A 26,682-nucleotide genomic window follows, 5' to 3' on the forward strand; every position below is an offset into this window, starting at 1 on the left:
GAAAACGGACCTTAGCTGCAAGTGCTCGGGTCATGCATCGGGAAGGCGAAAGCAGCCATTCAGCTGCCAAACAGCCGCCTCTCGGTGCTGCGGCCCCCATCAAGGGCAGCAATGCGCAGATTGCACACTTTGCAAAGTTTGGCCGTTGCGTCAGAGCCGCCATTGGTGAAAGATGCAGCGAACGGCGGTAGAGAGCCCTGAGTTACCAAATGCTGCAACCTGCTCGAATGTCTGATAAGCGAATCTCGCAGCTATTCAGTGCGCGATGGGTCAGCCCCCCAACAAAATCTGCGTTGCGGTGGGAGTGTGCTTTTGGGTGTTCCTAGCCTGTAAGTGCAGAATTCGAGGGTTTGCCATCCTGACAGGCTCAGAAAAGCTCCGGCTTATTGAGCCGGAGACATGTGATCTGCAGTTGCGTTCTGTGCGATATCTCTGGCTTGTTCGCGCAAGATAAATTTCTGGATCTTGCCGGTAGACGTGCGCGGGATCGGCATGAATTCGAACTGCCCGGGCACCTTGTAGGGTGCAAGCTGCTCTTTGCACCATGCGCGCAAACTGGCGGCATCCACGGTTTGGCCCTTGGCCAATTCCACAAAGGCACAGGGCGTTTCGCCCCATTTCTCATGCGGCATGGCAACCACAGCGGCGATCTCGACCGCAGGGTGGCCATAAAGCGCTTCTTCCACCTCGATGGACGAAATGTTTTCGCCGCCAGAAATGATGATGTCCTTGGAACGGTCCTTGAGCTGGATATAGCCGTCTGGATGCCGGACGCCCAGATCGCCGGAATGGAACCAGCCACCAGCAAAGGCCTCTTGTGTGGCTTTGGGATTACGGAAATAGCCCTTCATGACGACGTTGCCGCGAAACATAACCTCGCCCATGGTTTTGCCGTCGCGTGGTACGGGCAGCATGGTTTCGGGGTCCAGCACATCAAGCCCCTCAAGCGGCAGATAGCGCACGCCTTGGCGCGATTTCAACTTGGCTTGTTCGTCAAGCGGCAGATCAGACCAGTCCTGATGCCAGTCATTCACCACGGCGGGACCGTAGGTTTCGGTCAGCCCGTACAAATGTGTCACATCAAAACCTGCGGTTTTCATATCGGCCAGCAGTTTTTCCGGTGGTGGGGCGGCAGCCGTGAAGAACTGCACTGTTTGATCGAGCTTGCGTTTCTCTTCCTCGAGGGCAGAGATCATCAGAGACATCACAATGGGCGCGCCGCACAAGTGTGTGACGCCCTCATCCGCCAAAGCGGCCCAGATCGGTTCTGCCCGCACCTGACGCAGGCAGACATGGGTCCCGATGATCGCCGACAGGGTCCACGGGAAACACCATCCGTTGCAGTGAAACATCGGCAGCGTCCAGAGGTAGACCCCGTGCTTGGCCATCGATGTCGTCAGCGCATTGCCCTGCGCCAACAAATAGGCGCCGCGATGGTGCGAAACGACCCCTTTTGGATCGCCCGTTGTACCCGAAGTGTAGTTGATCGAAATGGCGTCCCATTCGTCCAGCGGCATCAGCCAGTCGAAGTCGGAATCACCCGTCGACAAGAAGGTCTCATAATCCTGCGCATCAGTCGCAGTTGCAGGCGCCGTGAATTCGGCATCGTCGTATTGGATCACAAGCGGTTTCACCGTTGCCAGCGCAAGCGCGTCTTGCATCAAGGGCATGAATTCGCGGTCGACGATGACGATTTTGGACATCGCATGGTCCAGTTGAAACGCGATCACCGATGCATCGAGGCGGGTGTTTACAGAGTGCAAAACACCGCCGCACATGGGCACCCCGTAGTGGCATTCCAACATCGCAGGCGTATTGGCCAGCAAGGCTGATACCGTATCACCGCGCCCGACGCCTTGTTGCGCCAAAGCGGAAGCCAGCTGACGCGACCGTGCGTAGAATGCACCATAATTGCGCCGCAACGCGCCATGCACGATCGCTGTGTGATCAGGAAAAACCGAGGCCGCCCGTTCCAGAAATGTCAGTGGCGTCAGCGGCTGGTGGTTTGCCGGGTTTCGGTCCAGATCCGTGTTGTAGGGGTTCGTTGTCATGGCTCAGACATCCTGCCATTGGGGCGCGCGCTTCTCGATGAAAGCTCCGATGCCTTCTTCGGCGTCTTGCGCCAGCATGTTATCGACCATCACACCTGAGGCGTATTCGTAGGCGTCCGGTAGCGTCATTTCACGTTGCGCATAGTAGGCGCGTTTGCCCGTTGCGAGCGTCATGCTGGATTTCGACGCAATCTTGCGCGCCATTTCCATCGTGGCCTCTTGCAGCGCTTCGGGGGCGACAACGCGGTTCACAAGACCTATCTCTGCGGCCCGCACAGCGGAAGTCATATCGCCCGTCAGCAGCATCTCCATCGCGTGTTTATCAGCGACATTTCGCGACAGGGCCACCATGGGGGTGGAGCAAAACAGTCCGATATGCACGCCTGGTGTGCTGAACTGCGCCGTGTCGGCAGCTATCGCCAGATCACAGCTTGCAACCAGCTGGCAGCCTGCGGCCGTGGCCACGCCAGTCACTTCCGCGATCACGGGTTTGGGGCAATTCACGATGCCTTGCATCACGCCTGCGCACATCGCCATGACATGTGCAAAATAGGCTTTTCCACCATCCTCTTGCGCGCGCCCTGCGGTCATTTCCTTGAGGTCGTGACCCGCGCAAAACGCAGGGCCATTGGCCGCCAGAACAATGACCCTCACTTTTGGATCAGCCCCTACATCGGCAAATGCGGTGCCAAGTTCCGCCAGCATCGCCTCGGACAAGGCATTGCGGCGCGCTACATCGTTCAAGGTCAGGCGCAGTATGCCGTTTACGTCCAAATTGCTGAGCAGGATGGCGGATGTGGTCACGGGGCTAATCCTTTTGGGTTCTAAAGAATGTTGATTTCGACACTGTCAGCCAAAGTATTCGCAATAAAGCAGTAGCGGTGCGCGCGGTCCTGCATCAGTGCCAGGTCCTCATCGCTGACTGAAAAGCCGGTGTCAAAACGCACCACCGGATGCAGGTCAATCCGCGTCACCGACATCTGACCTTTGGGGTTCTTGCCCAAATGGGCCTCGGCATAGTCGTGGTAACTGGCCACGGGCCAACCTGCTTTGGCGGCCAGAGCGAGAAAGGTCATCATGTGGCAACTGGACAGGGCCGAGGCGAGGGCTTGTTCCGGGTTTGTATTGTCCGGATTTCCGCCCCAATCGGGGGCGGAATCCACAAGCAGGTCGTAGCGGTTGTTATATTGCACGGTGTGTTCGTTTGAATAAGCACCAGTTTGCAATACAGGGGTGGCGCGCTGCCAATGCAGCTCGATCGCGAGGTCTGACATGTCAGTCTTCTTTCGTTTGGGAGGGCGTCAAGCGGCCGCGATTTGTTTTTTCGGATCATAGAACGGACGCTCACAGATGATCGCGCGGACGGGGCCGGACTGTGTGACGACCTCGACCTGAGCACCGATGTTAGCGTGTTCCGCTGCAACCATTGCCAGAGCGATGTTCTGTTCCAAACGTGGGGAGTAAACTGCGGATGTGACTTTACCGATTGCTTCACCGTCCGAATTGATTTCCCAGAACGTCGTGTTCGGTCCGCCGAGAGGGTCACAGTCGATGATCAGACCGATCTGCTTACGGCTAACGCCTTCGTCCTTGATGCGGCGCAGCGCAGCCTTACCGATGAAATCGGCATCCATGTCCAGATTGACAAGCCGGTCAAAGCCCAGCTCGAACGGGTTGGTGCTCATGTCGGCATCGGCATGATAGGACAGCATCCCACCTTCAATGCGGCGAATGGAGGAAGTGTGCCCTGGCTTGAGGCCGTATTCCAGACCCGCGGCCATGATGGTTTCCCACAGCAGGTCGCCTTTGGAGCCGTCACGCAGGTAGATTTCATACCCCAGCTCGCTCGACCAACCGGTCCGGGACACGATCAGCGGGATGCCGTTCAATTCAACTTCGCGCAGCCAGTAATAGCGCAGGTCCATGATGTCGTCGCCAAAGAGCACACGCATGATCTCGCCGGACTTGGGGCCCTGCAACTGCAACGGCGATACATCAGGCTCGCCAATCGTGACATCAAGGCCAGAATTGATCGCAACCCCCTGCGCCCAAAGCAGGATGTCGCTGTCTGCCAGCGAAATCCAGAAATGGTTCTCTGCAAGACGTAGCAGGATCGGATCATTCAGAAGGCCGCCATCGGCGTTCGTGATCAGGATGTACTTGCACTGGCCCACGGCCATCTTGGACAGGTCCCGGCAGGTCAGCATCTGGATGAACTTGGCAGCATCTGGACCGGTGATCTCAACCTGACGCTCAACAGCCACATCACACAGGATCGCCTCATTCACGAGGTTCCAGAAGTTTTGCTCCGGGTCCCCGAAATCACGCGGGATATACATGTGGTTGTAGACAGAAAATCCTTGCGCGCCCCAACGCACAGTCGCGTCAAAATAAGGCGACTTGCGGATCTGTGTGCCGAAACCGAAATCATCTGCTTGCATTGGAAGGTCCTCCCGTTTTGTCCGTGATCTTCATGATCAAAGACTGTCAAAACCTTTGCGAGATGTAGTCCAGGATAGGCCGCGAATGTGGTCTGAAGATTCCGAATTCTCGGACCATGCGGGCCGTTTTTCTGGCCATAACAGAACCGTTTGGGCCGATTTGACTATTTCGGGTTTGCGGCGGCCAATTTTGTGACGTTCGGCAAGCCCGATTTTACCTGTCGAGTGGCAAAGTGAGTCATGTAGCGGTCAATCCCAAGATCTTCGGCATGAAAATCTTCCATCAAGTCTTGAAACGCAGCAAGGCTCGGGCTGATGACCTTCATGATGTAATCGACCCCGCCACCGGTGGCGATACAATCTATGATCTCGTCGCGACTGTTGATGAAGGCCTCAAAGCGTTCAAAATCCGCCTTTCTATGACGGCTCAAGGAGACTGTCACAATCACTTGGGCGAAATCAGCCAGTCGACCCAGCTCAATATCGGCGTGATAGCCCCGAATATATCCGCCGGCTTTTAATCTACCCAGGCGCGCCCAGCACGGTGTCGCAGAAAGACCGCTAATCTCGGCAAGCTTGGCTTTGCTCAATTGCCCATGCTGCTGCAGCGCACTTAGAATCCGAATGTCCGCTGCATCAAGGGCAAGTCTTTTCATTCAGTTAACCCTTTCATAGTCAATGCACGGCAAAAGTTCGCATGACTTCAAGCCAGATTAGCATCTACCTACCTGAAAGTCTTCCATCAGGACGCCGTTTCTGCGACCAAAACTAGCAAATCTACGTCTGGCAACCAAGTCGCCCGCCAATTAGCGGCCATTTTAGTAGGACATCTTAGTAGGACATCAATTTTTCGCTACGCTCCTATTTTCACAAAACCAATGCATTCCAAACGCCAGCATGCAGATATCAGGCCTGAGTTGAGTATTGGCGCAATTCTCAACTGCTAAAATTTCGGGTCGTAGCAGGTATTGGTTTCATCACATTCTCTAGGACCGTGTGTGGTCCAACTGTTTTCTCAATGAACTCTTTGTTCACTTTCAAGATTGCGGCCACTAGATGCGCAAATTCTTGTGCGAAAGTCCGCAATAAGCATCAAAGAAACCGATCATGCATATGCAGCGAAATAGTGCTTTGTCCCGCACCTAGCCAGTTCAGACCGGTGCGGCTTTTGCAGGTGCAGCGAATGGCTGGTCTGACGGGCCGCGCCGCGGCATCAGACACACGAAGTGAAAGGCAGCAAAGGGCCGGGAGTGCCGATGGCTTGGTGTCTTCCTGAGCAGCGGCTCTCTGTGCGCCGCCGCAGGTCCGCTCCGAGCCCAAACTACATTGATGTTACGTCGCAGCGAAAGTCGGCTTCTGGGAATAACCACCTACGTAGATGTTGCCAAAACTTGGTGTGCTTCCCACGCTTCGGGTGGCTCCAGCTTTCGAGCCAGATGATCAAGCACGCCTTCTGGTACAGCGTTCGGCCGATCCTTGTTTTGTCGCCTAAGTTGGTCTGGAACAACTTCCACGTAGACGATCACGATCTTCGCGCCGTAGTCACGCAACAATCGCAACACCTTTGACCGGTTCAACCGGGTCACGTTTGTGGCGTTCCAAACAAAGTCCGTGCCTGCCCGCAGATGCTCTCTGGCCCGTTCATGGGCGGCTTGGATAACCCGCCCTTGATTGTCGGTGGCTGCGACGCCCAGTTCATTGCGGATCAGATCAAGGCTGACGACGGGATGATCTGGTTGATGCTTAGCTATCCACGTATCTTTGCCAGCACCCGGTAGGCCAGACATCACAGTGACTGTACATCGGAAGTCCTCATGAGCTGCATAATACGGATCACGGTCTTCAAGATCGAAAAAAGAAACGCGGCTTTCGTCATTTGCAAAGGTGAAACGGCCGCTCAAGCACCCCGCGTCTTGGAACGTCAAAGCGGCTAGGCTGACGTTCTCCAAAATGGCCTGCTGATCTTCGCAAACCCGCCCCAAGGCATCGGCCTTAGCGTGAAGACATAAGTGGTCAGGGCGGCATCGCCACGACGTTTCAATCGCCAGCCGGTTTGGGTCAGGGCGTTCGATCAACCAAAACGGCAGTTGGTGATGTGTGATGATCCCGCACACGGCTTCGCGCCAAGCATAAGGTGATCCAGCATGCCACAACAACTGACGTGCGATGGAGGCCCCAACCCTTGAATGACCACGAGAAGAGATGCGGCCATCGTCTTCATGTTTGGTAACAGCAGGTTTGCCAACATCATGCAGGACCGCCGCCCAAAACAGATAATCCTGATCGTCTTTTGGCAGTGTTTGCCATTCATGATCATCCACCAGTGCCTCAACTACCATGCGCGTATGTGTGCCCGCGTCGCCTTCTGCATGGTGGATTGGGTCCTGGGGGCATGTGTCCAACTTCGTCAATTCAGGCCATAACGACCAGATCGCAGCCCAATCGACCCGCCAAAGCGGGCCGGTTGGTACAAGCGACAAAAGTTGATCATGGGTGACGCGCGGCTTCATTGTTTTACGCATCGTACGCACCCTCAATACCCAGCACCGGGGCGAAGATATCAACACCATCCGCCAAGGCATTCGGCAAGATCGGACGATCATGCCAATGACCATCGGCGGCTTGGATGGCTTGCAAAAAGTCGGCCCGCACAAACTTGAACCGATCCTGCACGTGATCCGCATCTTCCTGTTTCAGGTACAGCCCCTCAGCCAAATCGCTATCTTCGGTTTGCTGATCAACCATATCCGGACGACTCGCCGACCGCTCCGCTACAAACCCCAGAACATCTCTCCAAGCATCAGACTTGTACGGTGAAGGCCGCACCATGCCGTTCATGTGATCAACGGATGTAACCTCACCTTCATGCACCACAGGCACCGGCATGATCGGCAACCCCGTGAGCAATGAACGGCGCGCGATGGTGCTGAGGAATTGACCGGTATCACGGTCCAACACGTCGAACTCCATGAAGTAGTGGGGCAAACGGTCGTAGAAGACTGTGTGCTTGGCATACATCCATTCACCGTACATGATGAAGCGATGGCCCAGCACCGGGTGCAGGACATGGGCATGTGCCGCAGCCCAAGTTTTGAGCAAAGCAAAGTGGCGCTCACGACCGCCACCGGTCAAATAATGACCACGGCTTTGCAACAACAGTGTTCCGTCCGTGTCAAACGACACAGCTGAGTTCGCCCCGTCGAGCTTTTCCTCGACGACAAGGTGTTGCCCCTTGAGGTCTTTAATCGGTTTATCATCCGCCATATCGCCCACTTGAAGGCGCGAACCTTCAATGTGCCGCGTACGCGGGTATTTGTAGATATTCATAACTGTCTCACGATGTATCGATTGGTCGCACAAAACTACCCGACATAGAATGCCAGGGAATTGGTTGAGATATGTGTGCAACGATTACATCGGACTTCCGTGGGGTTCAGGGGTGAGACATGGAGCCTGCTAGTAGCGATTGGGCAATTCAAAATCAATAGCAGACATTGCCATGCATGCGGTCAACGGCGGCAAAGTCCGCATCGCCGACCTTCACCCCCCCAAATGCTGCGCGAAGGACGAATGGCCGGTCTGGTGAAGCTGCACCGCGGCGGTCGGCCAGGGGCTTAAAGGCAGGTTAGGGCCGCAAGCGTGTGCCACGGCAATCTTGGATTAGTCGTCGGAGACGCCGGAAAGGGTGCAGGGACAGATGGCGAATGGTCCTTGCCGTGGAGTGTCCAGAGAGGGGAAGGCCCCCTCTTTGGTCCCAGCTGGATAGGCTGCCAGGGGGTGCAGGGGGGCTCGGCGAGTGCCCATCTGCGAGTGGGGATGAAAGGGGAGGGCGAAACCTCCCTTTCTCGGGCTGAAAGCCCCGTGAGGGTTTGGGAGAGTTGGACGTCTCCCAAGGTCGCCGTAGGCGGCCAGGGTCCAGGGGCGCGCCCCTGGCGAACGCGCAGCTCGAACGCAGAGCCGAAGGGCCGGAGTGCGAGCTGCTTAGTGAGTAAATGACCCGCGTTATGAGTTGCTAAACAAGTCGCTTTCGGCCCAGAGCGGACTCTCGACGACCGACCCAGATGCTGCGGTGCGGCCCGCCATTTTGGACATTCGTGCATCACGCAGCATCTCTGTCCCTCGAATGACAGCAACGCCTTACGAAGCCGATGGTCGTGTCCGTATCTCTGTTGGTTGTCTGACATACATCATCGGCGCGAGCGTTCAGCCGGGAAGTCCGTCGATCCTTTCGATGGAGGTCAGGTCGTTGTCCCAGTTCGCGCGACTGAAACAGCAGATATGCGCGTTGGGTAGCATGTCGATCGGGCTGTCAAGCGACCCTGTCGGCACCACAATCAAACCAAACTCCGGCTGGGAAATAGGCAGTGCGGATCCGCAGTCGGAGCAAAAGCTTTTCATGTGGCGTGAACCAGGGAGATGAAACGTCTTAATGTTTGCCTCGCCTGAAACCCAGATGAGTTTGGCTCTGGACGAAAACAGGTTTGCCGAATGGGCCGAACCGCTGTCCTTGCGGCAGCGGGAACAGTGGCACAGGAAAAAGCTCTCGAACTCGCCTGATATGCGAAATTTCACAGCGCCACAAAGGCATTGTCCCGTTGTCGGTTTCTTGTCCATTCACACTCCTCGCGACCGGCAAGCTCTGCCGCCAGTCGAATGCATTTCATTAATCCCTTGTATCCCCGTGCTGGATTCCGGTCAAAAGGGGCTCAAAGAGAGACAGTCTCGGCGTCGCAGAACATCAGCGAATTGAAAACCATGCTTTCCGTCGTTCACGGCCCATTCCGGACGTACATTTACTTGGGTCACGCCGCGATGCAGCACCCGCATTGCTGCCATTCCCGCTGCTCGCAGCAATGCATGCGCCGTGGCTCCGTTGAATGCAGAACATGTTCGTAGTTTCAGATGCGCCGCAAGCTTTGCGAACAGCTCAAGGTACCATAGATTGGTTCAGCGGCTGGTTCGAAAAGTTCGCCGGCGTAATTCGTATTCCTAATTGTTGACCTTAACGCGCGCCCAGTCCCGCAGCGTGAGTTCAACAGGGCTATCGTTGCCGCCTGCAAATTGCATGTTACTGATTTTCCATCGGTCATGGTTACGGCGCAGAATGACAAATCCGGTATAGGGTTCTTCTGCCAGCTGATGCCCGTCTCTGATGTATCGTGTCTCATAGGCCGCGCAGATGGTGTCGTCATCATTGAACATCGCCTCAATACAGCGACGAACCATGTGTGTCAGCCGTTTTGCCTTCAGGTTATCGATGAACATAGTGCAAATGGCACGCATTTCCGCCTCTGTCGTCGCCACGGTTCGACCCTGAGAACTCTCGAGCGTACAAGGTAGGTTGCACCAACCCAAGGTGGCCTCGATGTCCCCCGATATCGTTGCCTCTCCTTGGCAATCCAGAAAATTCTGTGTGATGTTTCGTGCGTCTTCCACAGTCCGTGTTCCACTCGCTCAAAGTGACAAGATGATTACAACCCTGCAACGCGACGGTCGTCGCCATAGCCTGAAAAGTCAATAAGCTTGATATGCTGCGCGCCATGAGCAGCATAGAGAAACCAGTTTCATAAGGGCTTTCTGCATAGCGGCCGCGAGCAGACTTCGGATGCATCGCAGCATCATTGGCATGGCAACGGTGACACTTGGCAGGACCGGCCCGGAGCTGCCTTTCACCGACCGGTCAAGATGCTGCGGTCGCATCCCGCATTGCCGACGTTAGCTGCGAGCGCGAAATCAAGGTGGCAGCGAACTGGTGGTGTGCGGACTTTCCCGACCTTCACTGCACGTGCATCAATGTCCGGTTCGGTGAACAGTTCAACAAACGGTGGTTTTTGGGAGGTCGGACGGCTGCGCCAAGTCTCCTTGGCGCAGCATCATTCTCAGGCCTCGCCCTCTGTAACCACTGCGGCGCGTGCGGCGTAAACCTCTTTCGCAGCAAACAGCCCGTTCAGCGCTGCGGGAAAGCCAGCATAAACCGCCATCTGCATCAAAATCTCGGTGATCTCTTCCTGCGAAAGCCCCACGTTCATCCCCGCTTCGATATGCACTTTGAGCTGCGGCTGCGCCGTCCCCATAGCGGCCAGCGCCGCTATGGTAGCAATCTCCCGGTCGCGTAGTGAAAGCCCTGGGCGGGAATAGATATCTCCGAAAGGAAATTCGAACAGATAGGTGGCGAAATCAGGCGAAATATCGGCCAGCGCGTCAATCACATTTTGTCCGGCTTTACCGTCGATGGCATCAAGAGCGCGCTGCCCGCGCTCCAATCTGGTTTCTTGAGGTTTGGGTTGATTTGTCATTGTTTTGCGTCCTTTTGTCCGCATCGACATAAGTGTCGATTTTGGTGTCGAGGACGAGAAGAGAGGCTTCCAGTTCGGCCAGATGCGTGCGCACCCGTTCGCGATGCAGTTTTAGAAGCACGCACCGCTCAGGGCTGGTTTGGCTCCCCATCGCGCGAAGCTCTGAGTAACGCATCATTTCCCGTATTGGCATTCCGGTGGTTTTCAGGCGTTTGAGAAATCCAATCCAAACAAGGATGGATTCGTCATAATCACGTTGTCCACCTGCATCGCGATCAGCAAATGGCAAAAGCCCAAGCCGTTCGTAATAGCGGAGCGTATGGGCCGTAAGTCCTGTGCGTTTTGCAAGCTCACCGATTTTCATAGCATTCTGTATCTCATCCAGACGCTCACTACCCTAAGTGTTTGAGCGCACTCTAAGTCAAGGCCCTTTTCATTGGTTGCCACTGCCTCGCTTGAGGGTTCCAAAATCGCTCCTTTTTGGAACGGCTGAAAAGGGACCAGTTTTCCGCTGCCAAAAACCCAGTTCAAAACCCAAGTGGTTGTTGAAGGTTTTTGGTTGCCCTTCGTCAGCCGACATTCATGCAAACTGCAGCATCCGTTACTGAGGGCTCTCTGCCGCCGTTCTCCGCACCAGCACAGCAAACCGGTACTGAGGCAGGAGGTCAAGGTCGGCAGAGCGGGACAAAACGCTCTTTCGCTGCAACTGCGCTAATGGCTGCTTAATTGTTACTGGCAGGGCTGTAAGGAATGAGTAACACTACTGAGACAGCTCACATTGAGGAACGTCTCTCATTCCGATACCCATTGGTTACAATGAAGCACTAGATACGCCTAAAATGGCCCGTCGCATTGAGGCGATATGGTCGTTTTCTGCATGCACTTCCGGCAGTGCCGTCATTCTGCCGGATGGGCGTTGCGATATCATTGTGCGCAACCATGCCAGCACACCGGATGAAGTTACGCCGATCATCACTGGACCCGCGACACAGCCTTATCGTGTTGATTACGATACAGGCGACCAGTGGTTTGGCATCCGCCTACGCCCAGAACATGGCGCGGCATTGTGGCAAGATGATTTGCGCAATGCGCCTGACAGCGTCTTGAGGGGACCGGAAGCGCTGGATCGCTTACCTTCCCTCGCCGCGCTTCATGGGGCAGCCCTGACGCTCGATGCTTTGGCGCAGATTATCCCCTCCCAAAATTGGCCTGATGTCGAGCAGCGACTTACGCGTGCAATTGACATACTTCACGCGTCTGGCGGACGGCTTCGCATTGATGCATTGGCGCAATTCGTTTCATGTACTGCCCGGCATCTGAACCGTCTCTTTCGCCGCAATATTGGTCTTTCTGCCAAGACCTACGCACAGCTTATACAGTTCCATCGCACACTCAAATTGGTCACTAATGGTAATGTTCCGATCAGCGCCGCCGCGTTCGAAGGTGGGTATTCAGATCATGCGCATATGGCCCGTACCTTTCGCCGTTTTGGCGGGTTCACACCAAGCGGGATTCCAACAGACTTGTCATTGCCAGACATCCCCTCCAAATAGGTCCGATTTATTCAAGACCCACATGTTGGGGTGGGATACGATCATCTGATGAAACTCGGATACACAATAATTTATGTAGCAGATGTGCCCAAAACGGTCGCATTCTACGAAGCCGCCTTCGGGCTCAAACAACGCTTTATTCACGAAAGCAATCTCTATGGAGAGATGCAAACAGGTGATACAATCCTAGCTTTTGCAGGGACCGAAGCCGCCGAGATGAACGGTCTGGCCATCTTGCCGAATAACCCAGGAGGACCCGCCGCTGCATGGGAAATCTGTTTTGTCACGGATGATGTGGCAACCGCTTATGAGCGAGCACTGTCAGAGGGTTGCCAGCCAGTCAGCGCTCCTAGCGAAAAGCCATGGGGGCAGACAGTATCCTATGTCCGCGATCTGGACGGCTGTATCGTCGAGATTGCCTCTCCCATCCAAGGTTCGGCGTGATATGGACGACGCGACGAAAGCGAAGATCACCGACAGCTTGGAAGAAATGATAATTGAGCTGGCACCTGATGCTAGCCTGCGACCGATGTATGGCGGTACAGTGGTCGAACTTGAAACAGACAACCCAAAAAGCCGCATTGGCGGTTTCTACGTCTATGCCGATTACGTGTCATTTGAGTTTGCCAATGGTGTCCAATTCGAAGACCCGGACGGTGTGCTGGAAGGGACTGGAAAGTTTAGACGGCACGTTAAACTTCACAGTGCTGACGATATAAAGACCAGAACCTGCAAGAGCTTTCTAGATCAAGCTGTCGCGCTGTCCCAAACTAGCTAAGCCGACCTTCGAACACCGCGCAGCATCTGTGAAAGTTGGGCTCTGAGCATGCGTAATTGGGCTGCCCTCTGTTCTGAGGTCGAGCTCCCGATAGGATCACAGCATAGCTGTGAACAAGGGAGATAGATGATGGAATACTATGCTGGTTTAGATGTGTCGCTGCGGTCGTGTGCGGTTTGTATCGTCGATACCAAAGGGGCGGTGCTGTTGGAGCGGGAACTGCTTTGTCAGGTCAAAGAAATCGCAGAGTGCCTTGCCGTTTTTCCATATCCGATTGAACGGGTCGGCTTTGAAGCAGGCACCATGAGTCAGCATTTGTACTTCGGCCTCAAAGCAGAAGGTTTTGACGTTGTATGCATGGAAGCGCGTCAAGTGAACGCCGCGCTGTCGGCCATGCGCAACAAGACGGATAAGAACGATGCGCGTGGTATTGCGCAAATCCTGCGCACTGGCTGGTTCAGCCCAGTCCACATGAAGAGCCGTGAAGCCCATGGTGTTCGGGCATTGCTTAGTACTCGCAAAGCGCTGCTGAACAAAACGATTGATCTTGCCAATGAGGTACGGGGGCTGCTGAAGATCTTCGGGATCCGCCTGCCCAAGACTGTGAAGCATGGCAGTTTTGACGGCATTGTCAGACCTATGATCGAAATGGACGATGTTTTGGCACATGCGCTGGTGCCACTCCTTGATGCGCGGCTCATCTTGTATCAGCACTTTCTGGAACTTGACCGGCGGGTCAAACGCGCGGCAAGCCACGATGACGTATGCATGCGCATGATGACTGTGCCGGGTGTCGGCCCTATTGCCGCTTTGACCTTCAAGGCTGCTGTCGATGATCCTGCTCGCTTCAAGCGCTCCCGCACGGTTGCCGCGCATTTTGGACTGACACCGCGACGATATCAGTCGGGTGAACACGACAATCCTGGCCGCATATCGAAGGCAGGCGACCGAGATGTCCGTGCGACGCTCTACGCAGCGGCCAATGCGCTTCTGATGCGCACGATGGCCGGGCCGCAGATCAAATCCTGGGGCATGAGGCTGATCCGCACCAAAGGCCGCCGTCGTGCTGTCGTTGCTGTCGCCCGCAAACTCGCCGTTTTGCTCCACCGGATGTGGGCAGATGGCACAGAATTCCGTCCGGCACAGGTGGAGGGCACAGCATGATTTGATACGCCAACCACCTAACCTGACGGGGTCGTCCCTCACCGGACGAGGTCTGTGGAAGAAGCCGAAAATGGCTGCTGCGCACCTTGAAGCGCGTCTCTAAGCAAGGCTCTCCACTGCCGATCCGACATATGCGTGCAGCGGTGCTATCGCGGCATCAACAAGACTGCGAAGAGAAGCGTGACTCGGATGAGCGACAATGAACCAAAATAAACAAGGAAAACGAGCTTGACCCAAACACCCAATTAGAGAAGCGGTCCTTCTACCTGATGATCTTGTACAGGTTTGATCAGAAAAACTGGGCAAAAAATTAACAGTAGGCAAAGCAAAGCGGTCCCACAAACTCACAAGCAGAACTTTTGCCAAAGCCAAAAAGAGGCTTGTGGGGCTTTGTTGCACAAATCGGTTGACGGATTCACTGTGTGAATCCAGCGTGATAGCTGTGCGCCATGAGCAGTTGGGCCCCCACGAAATACAAGACCAGGAATTGGTCATCTTACAATGAGTCGTTGAGACGGCGAGGGTCGCTGTCGATTTGGTTCGACCCTGATATGGTCTGGGTTCCGCCACCGAGCGGCAAGCGCGGCCGACGACACAGCTTTAGCGATGCTGCGATCCAAACCTGCCTGACGATCAAGGTGCTGTTTGACCTGCCGCTCCGACAGACCACAGGCTTTGTGGAAAGCTTGTTGCAGTTGGTCGGGCTGGACTGGGCAGTTCCCGATTTCAGCACGCTGTGCCGCCGCCAGAGGACGCTGAACGTGGACCTGTCGTATCGTGGCAGCACCGGCCCGCTGAACCTTCTGGTTGATAGCACAGGCATCAAAGCTGAGGGTGAAGGCGAATGGAACGCCCGCAAGCATGGCGGCCCCAAACGACGCATCTGGCGTAAGATACACATAGGGGTCGACGAGGAAACGTTGGAGGTTCGAGCGGTCGAGGTTAGACCACCAGCGTGTTTGCTTCTCCGCCATTGGTGATCCAGAACTTGTTGCCGTTCAGAACAAAACGGTCGTTCTTTTTCTCGGCCCGAAGCTTCATGCCAACAACATCCGAGCCTGCGCCCGCCTCGGACATCGCCAGAGCCCCAACAGATTTGCCCGAGATCAGATCGGGCAGGTATTTTGCTTTCTGCTCTGGATTGGCATTCAGCTTGATCTGGTTGATGCAAAGGTTGGAGTGCGCGCCGTAGCTTAGCGACACAGAGGCCGAGGCCCGCGCAATCTCTTCCACCTCAACAACATGCGCCAAATAGCCCATCCCTGCGCCGCCATCCTGTTCGGGGACGGTAATCCCGAGAAGGCCAAGTTCGCCCATTTCCTCCCAAAGTTCAGCAGGAAATTAATTCTTCTCATCGATCTCGGCAGCCATCGGTTTGACCCGTTCCTGTGCCCAGCGGTGAACCATTTTCCGAAGCGCGTTTGCGTCTTCTCCGAGGTCGAAATTCATGGATGCATTAAACATTGGCTAGTCCTCCTCACTCGGCGGCGATGGTTTTTTGGGATTGAGTTTCGATTTGCTTGATCAGTTCAGTGCGCCGCGTGGCGTGGGCCTCCATTGCCTCTTCCTTGACGGGGCCGAAGCCACGGATTTCGTCAGCGGATGACAGCAGCTTCAGCGCCAGACCGGCAGGCAGCGTGGTCAGGCGATCCAGCACAAGGGCCACATCTGTTTCGAATTCTTCGATCAAGGCGCGTTCTGCCCGGCGTTCCGCTGTCTTTCCAAACAGGTCAAACGCAGTGCCGCGCAGTCCTTTCAGATTTGCCAACAGACCAAATAAGCGCAGGGCAATGGGCCCGAATTCACGTTTCTTGGGGCGTCCATTCGGAGCGGTGCCGGACAGAAGCGGTGGCGCGAGGTTGAAGGCGATACGGTAGTTCCCATCGAACTGATCGGTCAGCGCCGCCTTGAACGCCGGATCACAGTAAAGACGTGCGACCTCGTATTCGTCCTTATAAGCCAACAGCTTGGCATAGTTCTGCGCCACGGCCCGCGTCAGGGCGTCACCGTCCGGATGGTCGCCAGTTGCGGTTTGTACCTTCCCGACCAGTGCCCGGTACCGAGATGCCAGACCGGCGTTCTGGTACTTAGCCAAATGGGCGCTGCGATGTTCGACCAGGTCCTCAAGGCTCATGCTCGACTGGGTCACTACCGGTTCAGGTTGAAGCTTGGAGCCCACGAACTCCGGATCATGGGCCAGCATCCGCCCCCAGTTCAGCGCCGTCAGGTTCGCTTCGATTGCGACGCCGTTCAGTCGGATCGCCTGTTCGATGGCGTCAAGACCAAGCGGCACAAGGCCCTTCTGCCACGCATAGCCCAGCATCATGATGTTGGCGGCGATCTCGTCGCCTGCCACAGCCAGGGCAATTTCCGAGAAATTGTGGAAATGCTCGTTTGACCGCACCGACTTTTCAACGGTGCGTTCCACCGCGGCGGCCTGGAAATCGAAATCGCGGATGCGGACGAAATCCGACACGGGCGTGACCCTGGCGTTGAAGACAGCATGGGTGCGCTCAGAGCAACACAGGGTGATCCCGTCACTGGACGCCGCGACGACCGCATCCGCCGCAATCAACACATCCGCACCGCCATTGGCGATCCGCGGAGACCGCACGGGATGGTCCTTTGCCGCGATACGGATATGGCTCAGCACCGCGCCGCCCTTCTGGGCCAGTCCGGCCATGTCCATGATCAGGGGGTTCTTGCCCTCGATATGCGCGGCCATGCCAAGCAACGCGCCAATGGTCAGAACGCCTGTCCCGCCAACACCCGTGACCGCGATGTTCCAGGGCTGGTCGAGATCCGGCAATTGCGGTTGCGGCAAGCCCGAGAAATCCGGGGTTTCCACCGGAGCGCGCCTTTTCAGCTTGCCGCCGCGCACGGTAACAAACGACGGACAAAAGCCTTTGAGGCAGGAAAAATCCTTGTTGCAGGCCGATTGGTTGATCTGACGCTTGCGGCCGAATTCCGTTTCCTTAGGCTCGATGGCGACGCAGTTCGACTGCTTGGAGCAATCACCACAGCCTTCGCAAACCGCCGGATTGATGAACAGGCGCATGTCCGGATCATCGGCCAGCTTGCGCTTGCGGCGGCGGCGGAGCTCAGCAGCACAGGTTTGGACAAAGACGATAGCGGTGACACCAGGGATTTCGCGCAGCTCTTCCATCACCGCGTCGATATGATCGCGGTGTTTGACGATCACGCCGGGCGCGAGGTCAGCAGCCGGATAAAGCTCAGGCTTGTCCGACAGAAGATAGATCTTGTGGACGTTCTCGTGGTGCAGCTGGTGTGTGATCTGCTGCGGCGTCAGCTCGCCGTCGTGGGGCTGCCCGCCCGTCATCGCCACGGCATCGTTGTACAGCACTTTGTAGGTGATGTTCGACTTGGCAGCGACAGAGGCGCGGATGGCGAGGGTACCCGAATGGAAATAGGTGCCGTCGCCAAGATTAACGAAACGGTGTTTTTCCTCTGTGTACCGTCCGATCGCGCTCCACGGGACACCCTCGGCGCCCATATGGGTAAAGGTTTCGGTGTTCCGATCCATCCATTGCGACATGAAATGGCATCCGATCCCGGCCATGGCCTTGGAGCCTTCGGGCACGCGGGTCGAAGTGTTATGCGGGCAACCGGCGCAAAAATGCGGCAAGCGCGACACAGGGGCCTGATGTTTCTGACCTTCAGCCTGAAGGTGCTCAAGAACGTTGAGCTTCTGACTGATCCGGTTCGCCAGTCCTTCGGGCAGGTCCAGCCGTAGCAGGCGGTCAGCCAAGGCGCGCGCGACCGAGCTCACATTCAGGCCTGCTGACAGGGCCAGAAAGGGACGGTCTTCTTCGTCGAACTTGCCCACAATGCGAGGCCGCACGTCTGAGCGCCAATTAAACAGTTGCTGCTTGATCTGATTTTCGATGATCTCGCGCCGTTCCTCGACGATCAACACCTCTTCCAAACCTTCCGAGAAACGGCGAATGCCTTCCGGCTCCAGCGGCCAGGGCATCCGTACCTTGTAGAGCCGTAGGCCAATGACCTCGCGCTCGGTTTCCCCAATCCCCAGATCGATCAGCGCCTGAACGACGTCTTCGTAGGCCTTGCCCGAGGCAACAATGCCAAACCGCGCCTTCGGGCTATCCATCGTTACAAGGTCAACACCATTCGCGCGGGCAAAGGCGATGGCTGCATATCCTTTTTGCTCTTGAAGCCGTTCGTCCTGAGCCAACGGCGCATCGGGCCAGCGCAGGTTCAGCCCGTCTTGGGGCATCTCAAAATCTTGCGGGAGCACAAACTGGCGGCTCTCTTGACTCAGGTCGACCACAGAGGTTGTTTCGACCGTCTCGGAGATCACCTTGTATCCGATCCAGCACCCCGAATAGCGCGACATGGCGATGCCCAAAAGGCCTATCTCGATAAACTCGTGGATCGAAGATGGGTAGAGCATCGGCATCAAGGCCGAGATGAAGGCGTGGTCGGACTGGTGCGGGATCGAAGAGGATTTGCAGGTATGGTCATCCCCGGCAAAGGCCAGAACCCCGCCATGGGCCGAACTGCCCGCGGCGTTACCGTGTTTCAGCGCGTCGCCGGACCGATCGACACCCGGACCTTTCCCGTACCATAGACCAAGAACACCGTCCCTCTTCGCTCCTTCGGACAGGTGAACCTGCTGTGATCCCCAAATTGCGGTGGCCGCAAGGTCTTCGTTCAGCCCAGGTTGGAAATCGATGTTGAGCGGATCAAGAAACTTCTTAGCGCGCATAAGCTGCAGGTCATAGCTTCCAAGGGGTGAGCCGCGATACCCCGAAATGAACGTAGCGGTATTTAGCCCTGCGTCGCGGTCCCGACGCATCTGAACCATCGGCAGACGCACAAGCGCCTGGGTGCCTGACAGGAAGACACGTCCATCGGTTGCCGTGTATTTGTCATTTAGTGAGATTTCGATGCTCAATGGACTCCCCCCCAAAAGCGCGAGACAACAGTCGTCGGCCAAACGATGTTTGAACGAAACCAGCCAGTGCTTGATCCGTTCAGTTTCGCAAAATGGTAGGGGAAGCGGGGGGTGACCTTGTCGCGAGTTTTGCGTCACTTTAGGGTGTTCTTAGGCTGCCATCCTAAGAACTTTCGTTTTGGTGAAACGATGTCACCACTAGTTTTCCATAGGGCAAAGAACTGTCCCCTTTGTTGAGAACTCGGCTTTACACCGGAACGTCAGGGGAGTTCTTGACTTCCTTCAAGGCAAGGCTGGTTCGTATGGCGCCGACATTTGGCAGTTCCAAAAGCTTGTGCTTAATGGTCTCTTCATAATCCTGAACACTGCGCGCCAAGACCTTGAGAATGTAATCCTGGTCACCCGTTGCAGAGTAGCATTGCACGACTTCCGGCACCTTGTTGGCCTGGCTCTCAAACTCTTCCAGGCTTTCCCTCGAATGCGCTTTTAGCTGGACGAGGCAGAAGGCAACGATTTCAAAGCCAAGTTTTTTGGCATCGAGAACATAGCGCTTTTCAGCGATGTAACCTTCGTCTTTGAGGCGGTTCAAGCGCCGCCAGCAAGGGGTGTGGCTTAATCCTGTTGCTTCACCCAGTTCGCGCATCGTGAGCTCGGGTTGCTTTTGAATGGTTCTTAGGATCCGTTTGTCGGCATCGTCCATCGTTGCTCCTACTGTTCTTCGCAAACTGCGTGCTCGGAGTGACTGTTATACGCCCTTGGTGAAGAATTGACATATCCATCCTACCATAAGACGATTCGATGGAACAGTGTCACTATCAGGGGCGATTTTGAGCGCTAAATCGTTACCAATTCCCAGAACATTTCATTATGGTCTAATCACCATACTGGATCTTCATGGGAGGAAAACATGAAACACTTGCTGATGGGTGCGGCGACCGCACTTGCTTTGGCTGCTACCCCAATTGTGGCGGCGGCCGAAACCATCCGGGTCACGCTGCAGCTGCCCGAAACCCATTCTCTGGGTCAGAACTGGCAGGACTTCGCCAGCATTGTCGAAGAAAAGTCAGGCGGCGATCTGAAGATTCAGCTATTCCCCTCGGCGCAGCTTTTCAAGGACAAGGAAGTTCCGGGCGCTGTTGGCTCCGGTGCGGTTGAGGCAGGATCTGCCTTCATTGGCCGCTTTGCCGGCTCGGTTCCCGCCGTGGACGTTGTGGCAATCCCGTTCATCTTCTCGGACGAGGCGCACATTCGCGCTGCCGTGGCCCCTGGCTCGGACCTGCGCGCAACCATCGACTCGGCGATCCTTAAGGAAACCAACAACCGCATTCTGTGGTGGCAGGCGTTTGGCCGGAATATCTATCTGAACAATGGCTCGGCCATCGCCGTTCCTGCGGACATCGCAGACCAAAAGGTCCGCACCTACGGTAAAGTCCACGGCTGGACCGTTCAGGCTTTGGGTGGTGCGCCGACGCTTATGTCGGGCTCCAAGCAGTTCCTGGCCTACCAGCAGGGCGCCGTTGACGTGGGCATGACCGGCGTGTCTGCCGTGAAATCGCGCAAGCTGCACGAAGTTATGGATCACATGACCCTGACCTTCGACAGCGCCATCGAATTCGTGGCCGTGATCAACAACGACTTCTACGAAGGTCTGTCGGATGAGCACAAAGCCATCATCGATGCGGCTGCTGCCGAGGTCGAGCAGAAGCTTCGCGATCAAATCTACGCAGAGGAAGCACAGATTGTCGAAGAGATGAAGGGCAACATGACCGTTGTCGAACTGACCGCTGAACAGCGCGCCGAATGGGTTGCCGCGACTGCCGGTGTGGTCGACCGTTTTGTTGAAGAAACCGGTGACACCGGTGACGCTTCGGTTGCTGCGGTTAAAGCTGCAATGACTAACTGATAACTAAGGGTAGGAGCGTTTTAGGTTCGCTCCTACCGTTCCCTTTTCAGGGGGACTGAACCCAAGGGAGGGGACAATGTTGTTACGCCTTATCGACGGCATTTCAGAGTTCGCGGGCAAGCTGTGTGCTTGGACGCTTTTTGCCATCGGATTCTTCATCACTTTCGAAGTCGTCATGCGTTACGTTTTTAACGCGCCCACAATTTGGGTCGATGAAATCAGCCGCGTGCTGCAGGTATGGGTCGTTTATCTTGCTGCGGCCTACGTGCTGAAGCATCGCGAGATGGTGACGATCGAACTTATCCTAAGCAATCCGCGCTCCATCTGGCGCCGCTATGCTGAGAGCTTCGCAATCGTCATTCTTTTCGTCTTCGCAGGAACCGCGTGCTATTTCGGATTTCAAATCTGGCTGAAGTCAACTCTGGCTGGACACACAACCGATACCTATCTGGCACCCCCGAAAATGATCACACATGCACCCGTTTGGGTCGGTAGCGCGCTGCTAATGCTCCAAGGGCTCGTTCAACTATATCGCGTTTGGACCGAAGACCTCCCCGAAGATGACGTAATGGATGGAGCGCACTAATGGAAGCTGTACTCATTCTCGTTGCGCTTATGGCTCTGCTGCTGCTGCGCACCCCTGTTGCCTTCGCGCTCGGCGGTCTTGGCGTAATCCTCTTGGGCCTGAAAGGCCTGCCGTTGGTCGCCGTTCCGCAGCGTTTGCATGGCTCTATGGACAGTTTCGAACTGCTGGCTGTGCCGATGTTCCTCTTGATGTCCAGCGTGTTGCTGAAAGGTGGCGTCGGGCGTGACCTTTACGCCGCCGTGCAAAGCTGGGTTGGTCACTGGCCTGGCGGACTTGGTGTGGCGACCATCTTGTCATGCACCCTGTTTTCCGCGATTTCCGGGTCGTCCGTGGCCACCGCCGCCACAATCGGTACCGTTGCCATCCCCGAGATGTCTAAGCGCGGCTATGACAAGCCCTTCGTCTACGGCATGCTGGCCGCTGGCGGCACGCTCGGCATTCTGATCCCGCCCTCGATCCCGTTGATCCTTTATGGTGTCATTACCGAAAGCTCGATCCCGACATTGTTCCTTGCGGGTGTTGGTCCTGGTCTGTTCCTTGCCTCGGCGTTTATTGTGTACGGCATCCTGTTTTCACGCTTCTCGGGCGCGTACCAACCCATGCCCAAAGCCACTTGGGGTGAGCGTGCGCGTTCGTCCCTGATGGCACTGCCAACCATCGCTCTGGCCGTTGCAATCGTTGGATCGATCTACACCGGCATCGCAACGCCTTCGGAGAGCGCTGGCCTGGGCTTTGTCATCGCGCTGATCATGACCATTGCGATGGGGCGCATGAACTTCGCCAAGCTGAAGGAAGCTGTAGAAGGGTCATTGAAGACGTCCGTGATGGTTCTGATCATCGTGGCGGGTGCCAAGGTCTTTTCCTACGCAATCACACTGTACCTGATCCCGCAGTCGATCAGCGCCTTCCTGACCGAAAACATCTCTAACCCGAGCCTGTTTATCCTGGCGGTCGGACTGGTTCTTCTGTTCATGGGCTTCTTTCTGGAAAGCCTGTCTATGCTCCTGATCATGGTGCCGGTGCTGCTGCCTGCGGTGCTCAACACTGGGATCGACCCGATCTGGTTCGGTATCTTCTTCGTGGTGCTGATTGAAACCGCGCTGATCACACCGCCGGTCGGCATGAACCTGTTCGTGATCCAGGCTGTAGCAAGGGCGCGTCTGCAAGAAGTCGCCAAGGGTGCCATGCCTTTCGCGATCATAATGTTGGCCACCGCCGTGCTGCTGTGGTTCTGGCCAGACCTAGCCTTGTACATTCCGTACCAGTTGGCGCGGTAAGCCAGCAAATGTTCTGATCCGCGCAATCTAACGAAACTGATGGAGGGCCACCATGAAGGTGCTTGTGCCCCATAAGCGGGTTATTGACTCCAACGTGAGGGTCCGCGTCAAGGCGGACGGATCGGGTGTCGATCTCGCCAACGTGAAGATGTCGATGAACCCATTCGACGAAATCGCCGTCGAAGAGGCCATCCGCCTGAAAGAGGCTGGCAAGGCTGAAGAGACCGTCGCCGTTTCCATCGGTGTCAAACAGGCCCAGGAAACCCTGCGGACGGCTTTGGCCATGGGTGCTGACCGGGCGATCCTCGTGGTGGCAGCAGATGACGTGCACACCGACATCGAGCCGCTGGCCGTTGCCAAGATTCTCAAGGCTGTGGTCGACGAAGAGCAGCCCGGCCTAGTGCTCTGTGGCAAACAAGCGATCGACAATGACCTGAACGCCACCGGCCAGATGCTGTCGGACCTACTGTGCTGGTCCCAGGCGACCTTTGCCTCGGAACTGGACATCAACGGCGACAGCGCCCAGGTGACACGCGACGTGGATGGCGGCCTGCAGACCATCGACGTCAAGATGCCCGCCGTGGTGACCGTTGACCTGCGCCTGAACGAACCACGCTACACGTCTCTGCCCAACATCATGAAGGCAAAGAAAAAGCCGCTGGATGAAAAGTTCGCCGCCGGGATCAAGGTAGGCTCGGTTGACGAGCGGATCGAGAAACTCAAAGAAACGGGGGCTTTGTAAGATGGCTGTTCTTCTGCTTGCCGAAGTGAATGATGGCGCGTTGGCCATGGATGCGACCGCCAAGGCGGTGACCGCGGCCAAGGCACTTGGTGATGTGACGGTGCTCTGCGCCGGTGCATCCGCTGCCGACGCTGCCGCCGAAGCCGGCACCATCGACGGTGTGGCCAAGGTGCTGTGCGCCGAGGACGCTGGCCTGAGCCACCGCCTCGCCGAAGCCACCGCCGACCTGATCGTGGGTCTGGCCGGTGATTACAGTCACATCGTGGCACCCGCGACCACCGACGCCAAGAACATCCTGCCCCGCGTTGCGGCGCTGCTGGATGTGATGGTGCTGTCCGCCGTTGTCGATGCCGATACGTTCGAACGTCCGATCTATGCCGGTGATGCGATCCAGACGGTCAAATCTGCGGACGCGACCAAGGTTGTGACCTTCCGGACCTATACGTTTGACGCGGCAGGCACGGGTGGCTCCGCCGCGGTGGAAAACATCGCAGGAGCATCGAATGACCTGTCGTCCTGGGTCGAAGACAAGGTTGCCGAAAGCGATCGCCCCGAGCTGACCTCGGCCGGCGTTGTTGTCTCCGGTGGTCGTGGCGTCGGCTCCGAAGAAGACTTTGCGCTGATCGAAAAGCTGGCCGACAAGCTGAACGCCGCCGTGGGCGCATCGCGTGCCGCGGTCGACAGCGGCTTTGCCCCGAATGACCTGCAGGTCGGCCAGGCCGGCAAGGTCGTCGCGCCCGAGCTCTACGTCGCCGTGGGCATCTCCGGCGCCATCCAGCACCTCACCGACATGAAAGACAGCAAGATCATCGTCGCGATCAACAAGGACGAAGAAGCCCCGATCTTCCAGGTCGCTGACTTCTGCCTCGTCGCAGACCTTTTCGACGCCGTCCCGGAACTCACCGAAAAACTCTGACAGAGGACACTCAGCCATGACCCAAGCCAAGACACTCTATGACAAGATCTGGGACGCCCATGTCGTCGATGAGGCCGAGGATGGCACCTGCCTTCTCTACATCGACCGCCACCTGGTGCATGAAGTGACCTCGCCGCAGGCCTTTGAAGGGCTACGCACCGCAGGCCGCCCGGTGCACGCACCCGAGCGCACGATTGCCACCCCCGACCACAACGTTCCCACCGATGAGGCCCGCCTGAAGGCCATCGAGAACGAGGAAAGCCGAATCCAGGTCGAGGCTTTGGCAAAAAACGCTGCGGAATTCGGCGTTGAACATTTCGGCATTCAGGACCAGCGGCAAGGCATCGTGCACATCGTTGGTCCCGAACAGGGCCTCACACTGCCGGGCATGACCGTGGTCTGCGGCGACAGCCACACCGCCACCCATGGCGCATTTGGCTCGCTGGCGCATGGCATCGGCACCTCCGAGGTGGAACACGTATTGGCTACCCAAACGCTAATCCAGAAGAAATCGAAAAACATGAAGGTCGAGGTGACCGGCAAGGTGGCCCCCGGCGTCACGGCCAAGGACATCGTGCTGTCGATCATTGGCGAGACCGGCACTGGTGGCGGCACCGGGTATGTGATCGAATACTGCGGGGAGTCCATCAAAGCGCTGTCGATGGAAGGCCGGATGACCGTGTGCAACATGGCGATCGAGGGCGGCGCTCGCGCCGGTCTGATCGCGCCGGATGAGACCACCTTCGACTATGTCAAAGGCCGCCCGCGAGCGCCCAAGGGGGAAGAGTTTGATCGCGCCGTGGCGTGGTGGAAGACCCTTTTCACCGACCAAGGCGCGTATTTCGACAAGGTTGTTACCCTGCAGGGCGAAAATATCGCGCCAACCGTGACCTGGGGCACCTCGCCCGAGGACACCGCGCCGATCACGGGCCGCGTTCCCAAGCCGTCTGATTTCGAGGGCGGCAAGGCCGACGCCGTCGCGCGTGCGCTGGATTACATGGGGCTGGAACCCGGCACCGCCCTGCTGGATGTCGAGATCGACACCGTTTTTATCGGGTCGTGCACCAACGGTCGGATCGAGGATCTGCGTGCTGCTGCCGAAATCCTGAAAGGGAAGATCAAGAAAGATGGCATCCGCGCCATGGTGGTGCCCGGCTCGGGCCTTGTGCGCGCGCAGGCCGAGGAAGAGGGCCTGGCCGAGATTTTCATTGACGCGGGTTTCGAATGGCGCATGGCCGGGTGTTCGATGTGCCTTGGCATGAACCCTGACCAACTGAGCCCCGGCGAACGCTGTGCTTCGACGTCAAACCGGAATTTCGAAGGGCGGCAGGGCTACAAAGGCCGCACCCACCTGATGTCACCCGCCATGGCCGCTGCGGCCGCGCTGACCGGTCGTCTGACCGATGTTCGCGACCTGTAAGGAGATTTGAAAGATGGACAAATTCACCAAACTTGACGCTGTCGCAGCCCCCATGCCGCTGGTCAATATCGACACCGACATGATCATCCCCAAGCAGTTCCTGAAGACGATCAAACGATCGGGGCTTGGCGTTTCGGCCTTTATGGAGCTGCGCTATGACACCGATGGCAACGAGTTGCCCGATTTCATCCTGAACAAGCCCGCTTACCGCGCTGCCAGCATTCTGGTGACAGGCGACAATTTCGGCTGCGGCTCCAGCCGCGAGCATGCGCCCTGGGCGCTGCTGGATTTCGGCATCCGCTGCGTGATCTCGACCAGCTTTGCCGACATCTTCTTCAACAACTGCTTCAAGAACGGCATCCTGCCAATCGAGCTGCCGCAAGACCAGGTTGATGCATTGATGTCGGACGCCGAGAACGGCGCAAACGCCCGGCTGACCATTGATCTGGAGGCGCAGACCATCACCCGCCCCAACGGTGAGACGATCGCCTTTGATGTCGATCCCTTCCGCAAGCATTGCCTGCTGAACGGTCTCGATGACATCGGGCTGACCCTGCAGAAATCCGACAAGATCAACAGCTTTGAATTCACCCTGGCTGCCGAGCGCAGCTGGGTCTAG

Annotated in this window: 24 protein-coding genes and 2 pseudogenes; 12 read left to right on the forward strand and 14 right to left on the reverse strand. The window is 56.7% G+C overall.

Annotated features, from left to right (window positions below; translation table 11 throughout):
- Nucleotides 1-383: 383 nt before the first annotated feature.
- From N1037_04925 to N1037_04975, 11 genes are all read right to left on the reverse strand, one after another.
- The gene (locus tag N1037_04925; GenBank protein UWS80372.1) at nucleotides 384-2,051 is read right to left on the reverse strand and encodes an acyl-CoA synthetase; all 1,668 of its coding nucleotides are present in this window, start codon (nucleotides 2,049-2,051) and stop codon (nucleotides 384-386) included.
- A gap of 3 nt (nucleotides 2,052-2,054) precedes the next feature.
- Complete coding sequence (locus N1037_04930; protein UWS80373.1) at nucleotides 2,055-2,855, reverse strand: enoyl-CoA hydratase; 801 nt, start codon at nucleotides 2,853-2,855, stop codon at nucleotides 2,055-2,057.
- 20 nt (nucleotides 2,856-2,875) lie between these two features.
- Complete coding sequence (locus N1037_04935) at nucleotides 2,876-3,325, reverse strand: OsmC family protein (protein UWS80374.1); 450 nt, start codon at nucleotides 3,323-3,325, stop codon at nucleotides 2,876-2,878.
- Between the two features lie 27 nt (nucleotides 3,326-3,352).
- Nucleotides 3,353-4,492 (reverse strand): glycine cleavage system protein T, encoded by a 1,140-nt coding sequence (locus N1037_04940; protein UWS80375.1) that lies wholly within the window; start codon nucleotides 4,490-4,492, stop codon nucleotides 3,353-3,355.
- Between the two features lie 164 nt (nucleotides 4,493-4,656).
- Nucleotides 4,657-5,148 (reverse strand): Lrp/AsnC family transcriptional regulator, encoded by a 492-nt coding sequence (locus tag N1037_04945; protein ID UWS80376.1) that lies wholly within the window; start codon nucleotides 5,146-5,148, stop codon nucleotides 4,657-4,659.
- Nucleotides 5,149-5,862: 714 nt separating this feature from the next.
- Nucleotides 5,863-7,014: an AAA family ATPase gene (locus tag N1037_04950; protein ID UWS80377.1), complete on the reverse strand. Its 1,152-nt coding sequence runs from the start codon at nucleotides 7,012-7,014 to the stop codon at nucleotides 5,863-5,865.
- Nucleotides 7,007-7,819 carry an RNA ligase family protein gene (locus tag N1037_04955; protein ID UWS80378.1) on the reverse strand — a complete coding sequence of 271 codons (813 nt, stop codon included), beginning with the start codon at nucleotides 7,817-7,819 and terminating at the stop codon, nucleotides 7,007-7,009. The genes N1037_04950 and N1037_04955 overlap by 8 nt, the downstream gene beginning before the upstream one ends.
- An 876-nt stretch (nucleotides 7,820-8,695) precedes the next feature.
- Nucleotides 8,696-9,106 (reverse strand): GFA family protein, encoded by a 411-nt coding sequence (locus N1037_04960; GenBank protein ID UWS80379.1) that lies wholly within the window; start codon nucleotides 9,104-9,106, stop codon nucleotides 8,696-8,698.
- Between the two features lie 375 nt (nucleotides 9,107-9,481).
- Nucleotides 9,482-9,796, reverse strand: a complete 315-nt coding sequence (locus N1037_04965) for a hypothetical protein (protein ID UWS80380.1) — start codon at nucleotides 9,794-9,796, stop codon at nucleotides 9,482-9,484.
- A gap of 575 nt (nucleotides 9,797-10,371) precedes the next feature.
- Nucleotides 10,372-10,755, reverse strand: coding sequence for a carboxymuconolactone decarboxylase family protein (locus N1037_04970; protein ID UWS80381.1), 384 nt, complete (start codon nucleotides 10,753-10,755; stop codon nucleotides 10,372-10,374).
- Complete coding sequence (locus N1037_04975) at nucleotides 10,730-11,152, reverse strand: MerR family transcriptional regulator (protein UWS80382.1); 423 nt, start codon at nucleotides 11,150-11,152, stop codon at nucleotides 10,730-10,732. Before N1037_04975 ends, N1037_04970 begins: the two co-directional genes overlap by 26 nt.
- 475 nt (nucleotides 11,153-11,627) lie before the next feature.
- Here N1037_04975 and N1037_04980 point away from each other — a divergent pair, with 475 nt between their 5' ends.
- The 5 genes and pseudogenes from N1037_04980 (at nucleotide 11,628) to N1037_05000 (ending at nucleotide 15,227) form a co-directional block, all read left to right on the forward strand.
- Nucleotides 11,628-12,341: an AraC family transcriptional regulator gene (locus tag N1037_04980; protein ID UWS80383.1), complete on the forward strand. Its 714-nt coding sequence runs from the start codon at nucleotides 11,628-11,630 to the stop codon at nucleotides 12,339-12,341.
- 48 nt (nucleotides 12,342-12,389) lie between these two features.
- A complete protein-coding gene (locus N1037_04985; protein UWS80384.1) occupies nucleotides 12,390-12,785 on the forward strand; it encodes a VOC family protein in 396 nt (131 codons plus the stop codon).
- 1 nt (nucleotide 12,786) lies between these two features.
- Nucleotides 12,787-13,119 carry a DUF1801 domain-containing protein gene (locus tag N1037_04990; GenBank protein UWS80385.1) on the forward strand — a complete coding sequence of 111 codons (333 nt, stop codon included), beginning with the start codon at nucleotides 12,787-12,789 and terminating at the stop codon, nucleotides 13,117-13,119.
- A gap of 129 nt (nucleotides 13,120-13,248) precedes the next feature.
- Complete coding sequence (locus N1037_04995) at nucleotides 13,249-14,283, forward strand: IS110 family transposase (GenBank protein ID UWS80386.1); 1,035 nt, start codon at nucleotides 13,249-13,251, stop codon at nucleotides 14,281-14,283.
- Nucleotides 14,284-14,732: 449 nt separating this feature from the next.
- A pseudogene (locus tag N1037_05000) lies at nucleotides 14,733-15,227 on the forward strand (IS5 family transposase).
- A gap of 1 nt (nucleotide 15,228) precedes the next feature.
- Here the strand turns inward: N1037_05000 and N1037_05005 are convergent.
- The 3 genes and pseudogenes from N1037_05005 to N1037_05015 form a co-directional block, all read right to left on the reverse strand.
- Nucleotides 15,229-15,747: pseudogene (locus N1037_05005) on the reverse strand (acyl-CoA dehydrogenase family protein).
- A 13-nt stretch (nucleotides 15,748-15,760) separates the two neighbouring features.
- Nucleotides 15,761-19,219: an indolepyruvate ferredoxin oxidoreductase family protein gene (locus N1037_05010; GenBank protein ID UWS80387.1), complete on the reverse strand. Its 3,459-nt coding sequence runs from the start codon at nucleotides 19,217-19,219 to the stop codon at nucleotides 15,761-15,763.
- Between the two features lie 247 nt (nucleotides 19,220-19,466).
- Nucleotides 19,467-19,919: an Lrp/AsnC family transcriptional regulator gene (locus tag N1037_05015; GenBank protein ID UWS80388.1), complete on the reverse strand. Its 453-nt coding sequence runs from the start codon at nucleotides 19,917-19,919 to the stop codon at nucleotides 19,467-19,469.
- 207 nt (nucleotides 19,920-20,126) lie between these two features.
- Here N1037_05015 and dctP point away from each other — a divergent pair, with 207 nt between their 5' ends.
- The 7 genes from dctP (at nucleotide 20,127) to leuD (ending at nucleotide 26,682) form a co-directional block, all read left to right on the forward strand.
- Nucleotides 20,127-21,122: a TRAP transporter substrate-binding protein DctP gene (gene dctP / locus N1037_05020; protein UWS80389.1), complete on the forward strand. Its 996-nt coding sequence runs from the start codon at nucleotides 20,127-20,129 to the stop codon at nucleotides 21,120-21,122.
- 76 nt (nucleotides 21,123-21,198) lie between these two features.
- Nucleotides 21,199-21,708, forward strand: a complete 510-nt coding sequence (locus N1037_05025) for a TRAP transporter small permease (protein UWS80390.1) — start codon at nucleotides 21,199-21,201, stop codon at nucleotides 21,706-21,708.
- Nucleotides 21,708-22,985 (forward strand): TRAP transporter large permease, encoded by a 1,278-nt coding sequence (locus tag N1037_05030; protein UWS80391.1) that lies wholly within the window; start codon nucleotides 21,708-21,710, stop codon nucleotides 22,983-22,985. Before N1037_05025 ends, N1037_05030 begins: the two co-directional genes overlap by 1 nt.
- Nucleotides 22,986-23,037: 52 nt before the next feature.
- Nucleotides 23,038-23,727 carry an electron transfer flavoprotein subunit beta/FixA family protein gene (locus N1037_05035; protein UWS80392.1) on the forward strand — a complete coding sequence of 230 codons (690 nt, stop codon included), beginning with the start codon at nucleotides 23,038-23,040 and terminating at the stop codon, nucleotides 23,725-23,727.
- A 1-nt stretch (nucleotide 23,728) separates the two neighbouring features.
- A complete protein-coding gene (locus tag N1037_05040; GenBank protein UWS80393.1) occupies nucleotides 23,729-24,643 on the forward strand; it encodes an FAD-binding protein in 915 nt (304 codons plus the stop codon).
- A 16-nt stretch (nucleotides 24,644-24,659) separates the two neighbouring features.
- A complete protein-coding gene (gene leuC, locus N1037_05045) occupies nucleotides 24,660-26,063 on the forward strand; it encodes a 3-isopropylmalate dehydratase large subunit (GenBank protein ID UWS80394.1) in 1,404 nt (467 codons plus the stop codon).
- A gap of 13 nt (nucleotides 26,064-26,076) precedes the next feature.
- The gene (gene leuD / locus N1037_05050) at nucleotides 26,077-26,682 is read left to right on the forward strand and encodes a 3-isopropylmalate dehydratase small subunit (protein ID UWS80395.1); all 606 of its coding nucleotides are present in this window, start codon (nucleotides 26,077-26,079) and stop codon (nucleotides 26,680-26,682) included.

Source organism: Phaeobacter sp. G2, assembly GCA_025163595.1.
Classification (GTDB): Bacteria; Pseudomonadota; Alphaproteobacteria; order Rhodobacterales; family Rhodobacteraceae; genus Pseudophaeobacter.

What these genes read in the sequence shown, in the direction of transcription:
- N1037_04925 (UWS80372.1), bottom strand. Translation starts at nt 2,051, where the DNA reads ATGACAACGAACCCCTACAACACGGATCTGGACCGAAACCCGGCAAAC.
- N1037_04935 (UWS80374.1), bottom strand. Translation starts at nt 3,325, where the DNA reads ATGTCAGACCTCGCGATCGAGCTGCATTGGCAGCGCGCCACCCCTGTA.
- N1037_04940 (UWS80375.1), bottom strand. Translation starts at nt 4,492, where the DNA reads ATGCAAGCAGATGATTTCGGTTTCGGCACACAGATCCGCAAGTCGCCT.
- N1037_04945 (UWS80376.1), bottom strand. Translation starts at nt 5,148, where the DNA reads ATGAAAAGACTTGCCCTTGATGCAGCGGACATTCGGATTCTAAGTGCG.
- N1037_04950 (UWS80377.1), bottom strand. Translation starts at nt 7,014, where the DNA reads ATGCGTAAAACAATGAAGCCGCGCGTCACCCATGATCAACTTTTGTCG.
- N1037_04955 (UWS80378.1), bottom strand. Translation starts at nt 7,819, where the DNA reads ATGAATATCTACAAATACCCGCGTACGCGGCACATTGAAGGTTCGCGC.
- N1037_04960 (UWS80379.1), bottom strand. Translation starts at nt 9,106, where the DNA reads ATGGACAAGAAACCGACAACGGGACAATGCCTTTGTGGCGCTGTGAAA.
- N1037_04975 (UWS80382.1), bottom strand. Translation starts at nt 11,152, where the DNA reads ATGAAAATCGGTGAGCTTGCAAAACGCACAGGACTTACGGCCCATACG.
- N1037_04980 (UWS80383.1), top strand. Translation starts at nt 11,628, where the DNA reads ATGGCCCGTCGCATTGAGGCGATATGGTCGTTTTCTGCATGCACTTCC.
- N1037_04985 (UWS80384.1), top strand. Translation starts at nt 12,390, where the DNA reads ATGAAACTCGGATACACAATAATTTATGTAGCAGATGTGCCCAAAACG.
- N1037_04990 (UWS80385.1), top strand. Translation starts at nt 12,787, where the DNA reads ATGGACGACGCGACGAAAGCGAAGATCACCGACAGCTTGGAAGAAATG.
- N1037_04995 (UWS80386.1), top strand. Translation starts at nt 13,249, where the DNA reads ATGGAATACTATGCTGGTTTAGATGTGTCGCTGCGGTCGTGTGCGGTT.
- N1037_05015 (UWS80388.1), bottom strand. Translation starts at nt 19,919, where the DNA reads ATGGACGATGCCGACAAACGGATCCTAAGAACCATTCAAAAGCAACCC.
- dctP (UWS80389.1), top strand. Translation starts at nt 20,127, where the DNA reads ATGAAACACTTGCTGATGGGTGCGGCGACCGCACTTGCTTTGGCTGCT.
- N1037_05025 (UWS80390.1), top strand. Translation starts at nt 21,199, where the DNA reads ATGTTGTTACGCCTTATCGACGGCATTTCAGAGTTCGCGGGCAAGCTG.
- N1037_05030 (UWS80391.1), top strand. Translation starts at nt 21,708, where the DNA reads ATGGAAGCTGTACTCATTCTCGTTGCGCTTATGGCTCTGCTGCTGCTG.
- N1037_05035 (UWS80392.1), top strand. Translation starts at nt 23,038, where the DNA reads ATGAAGGTGCTTGTGCCCCATAAGCGGGTTATTGACTCCAACGTGAGG.
- N1037_05040 (UWS80393.1), top strand. Translation starts at nt 23,729, where the DNA reads ATGGCTGTTCTTCTGCTTGCCGAAGTGAATGATGGCGCGTTGGCCATG.
- leuC (UWS80394.1), top strand. Translation starts at nt 24,660, where the DNA reads ATGACCCAAGCCAAGACACTCTATGACAAGATCTGGGACGCCCATGTC.
- leuD (UWS80395.1), top strand. Translation starts at nt 26,077, where the DNA reads ATGGACAAATTCACCAAACTTGACGCTGTCGCAGCCCCCATGCCGCTG.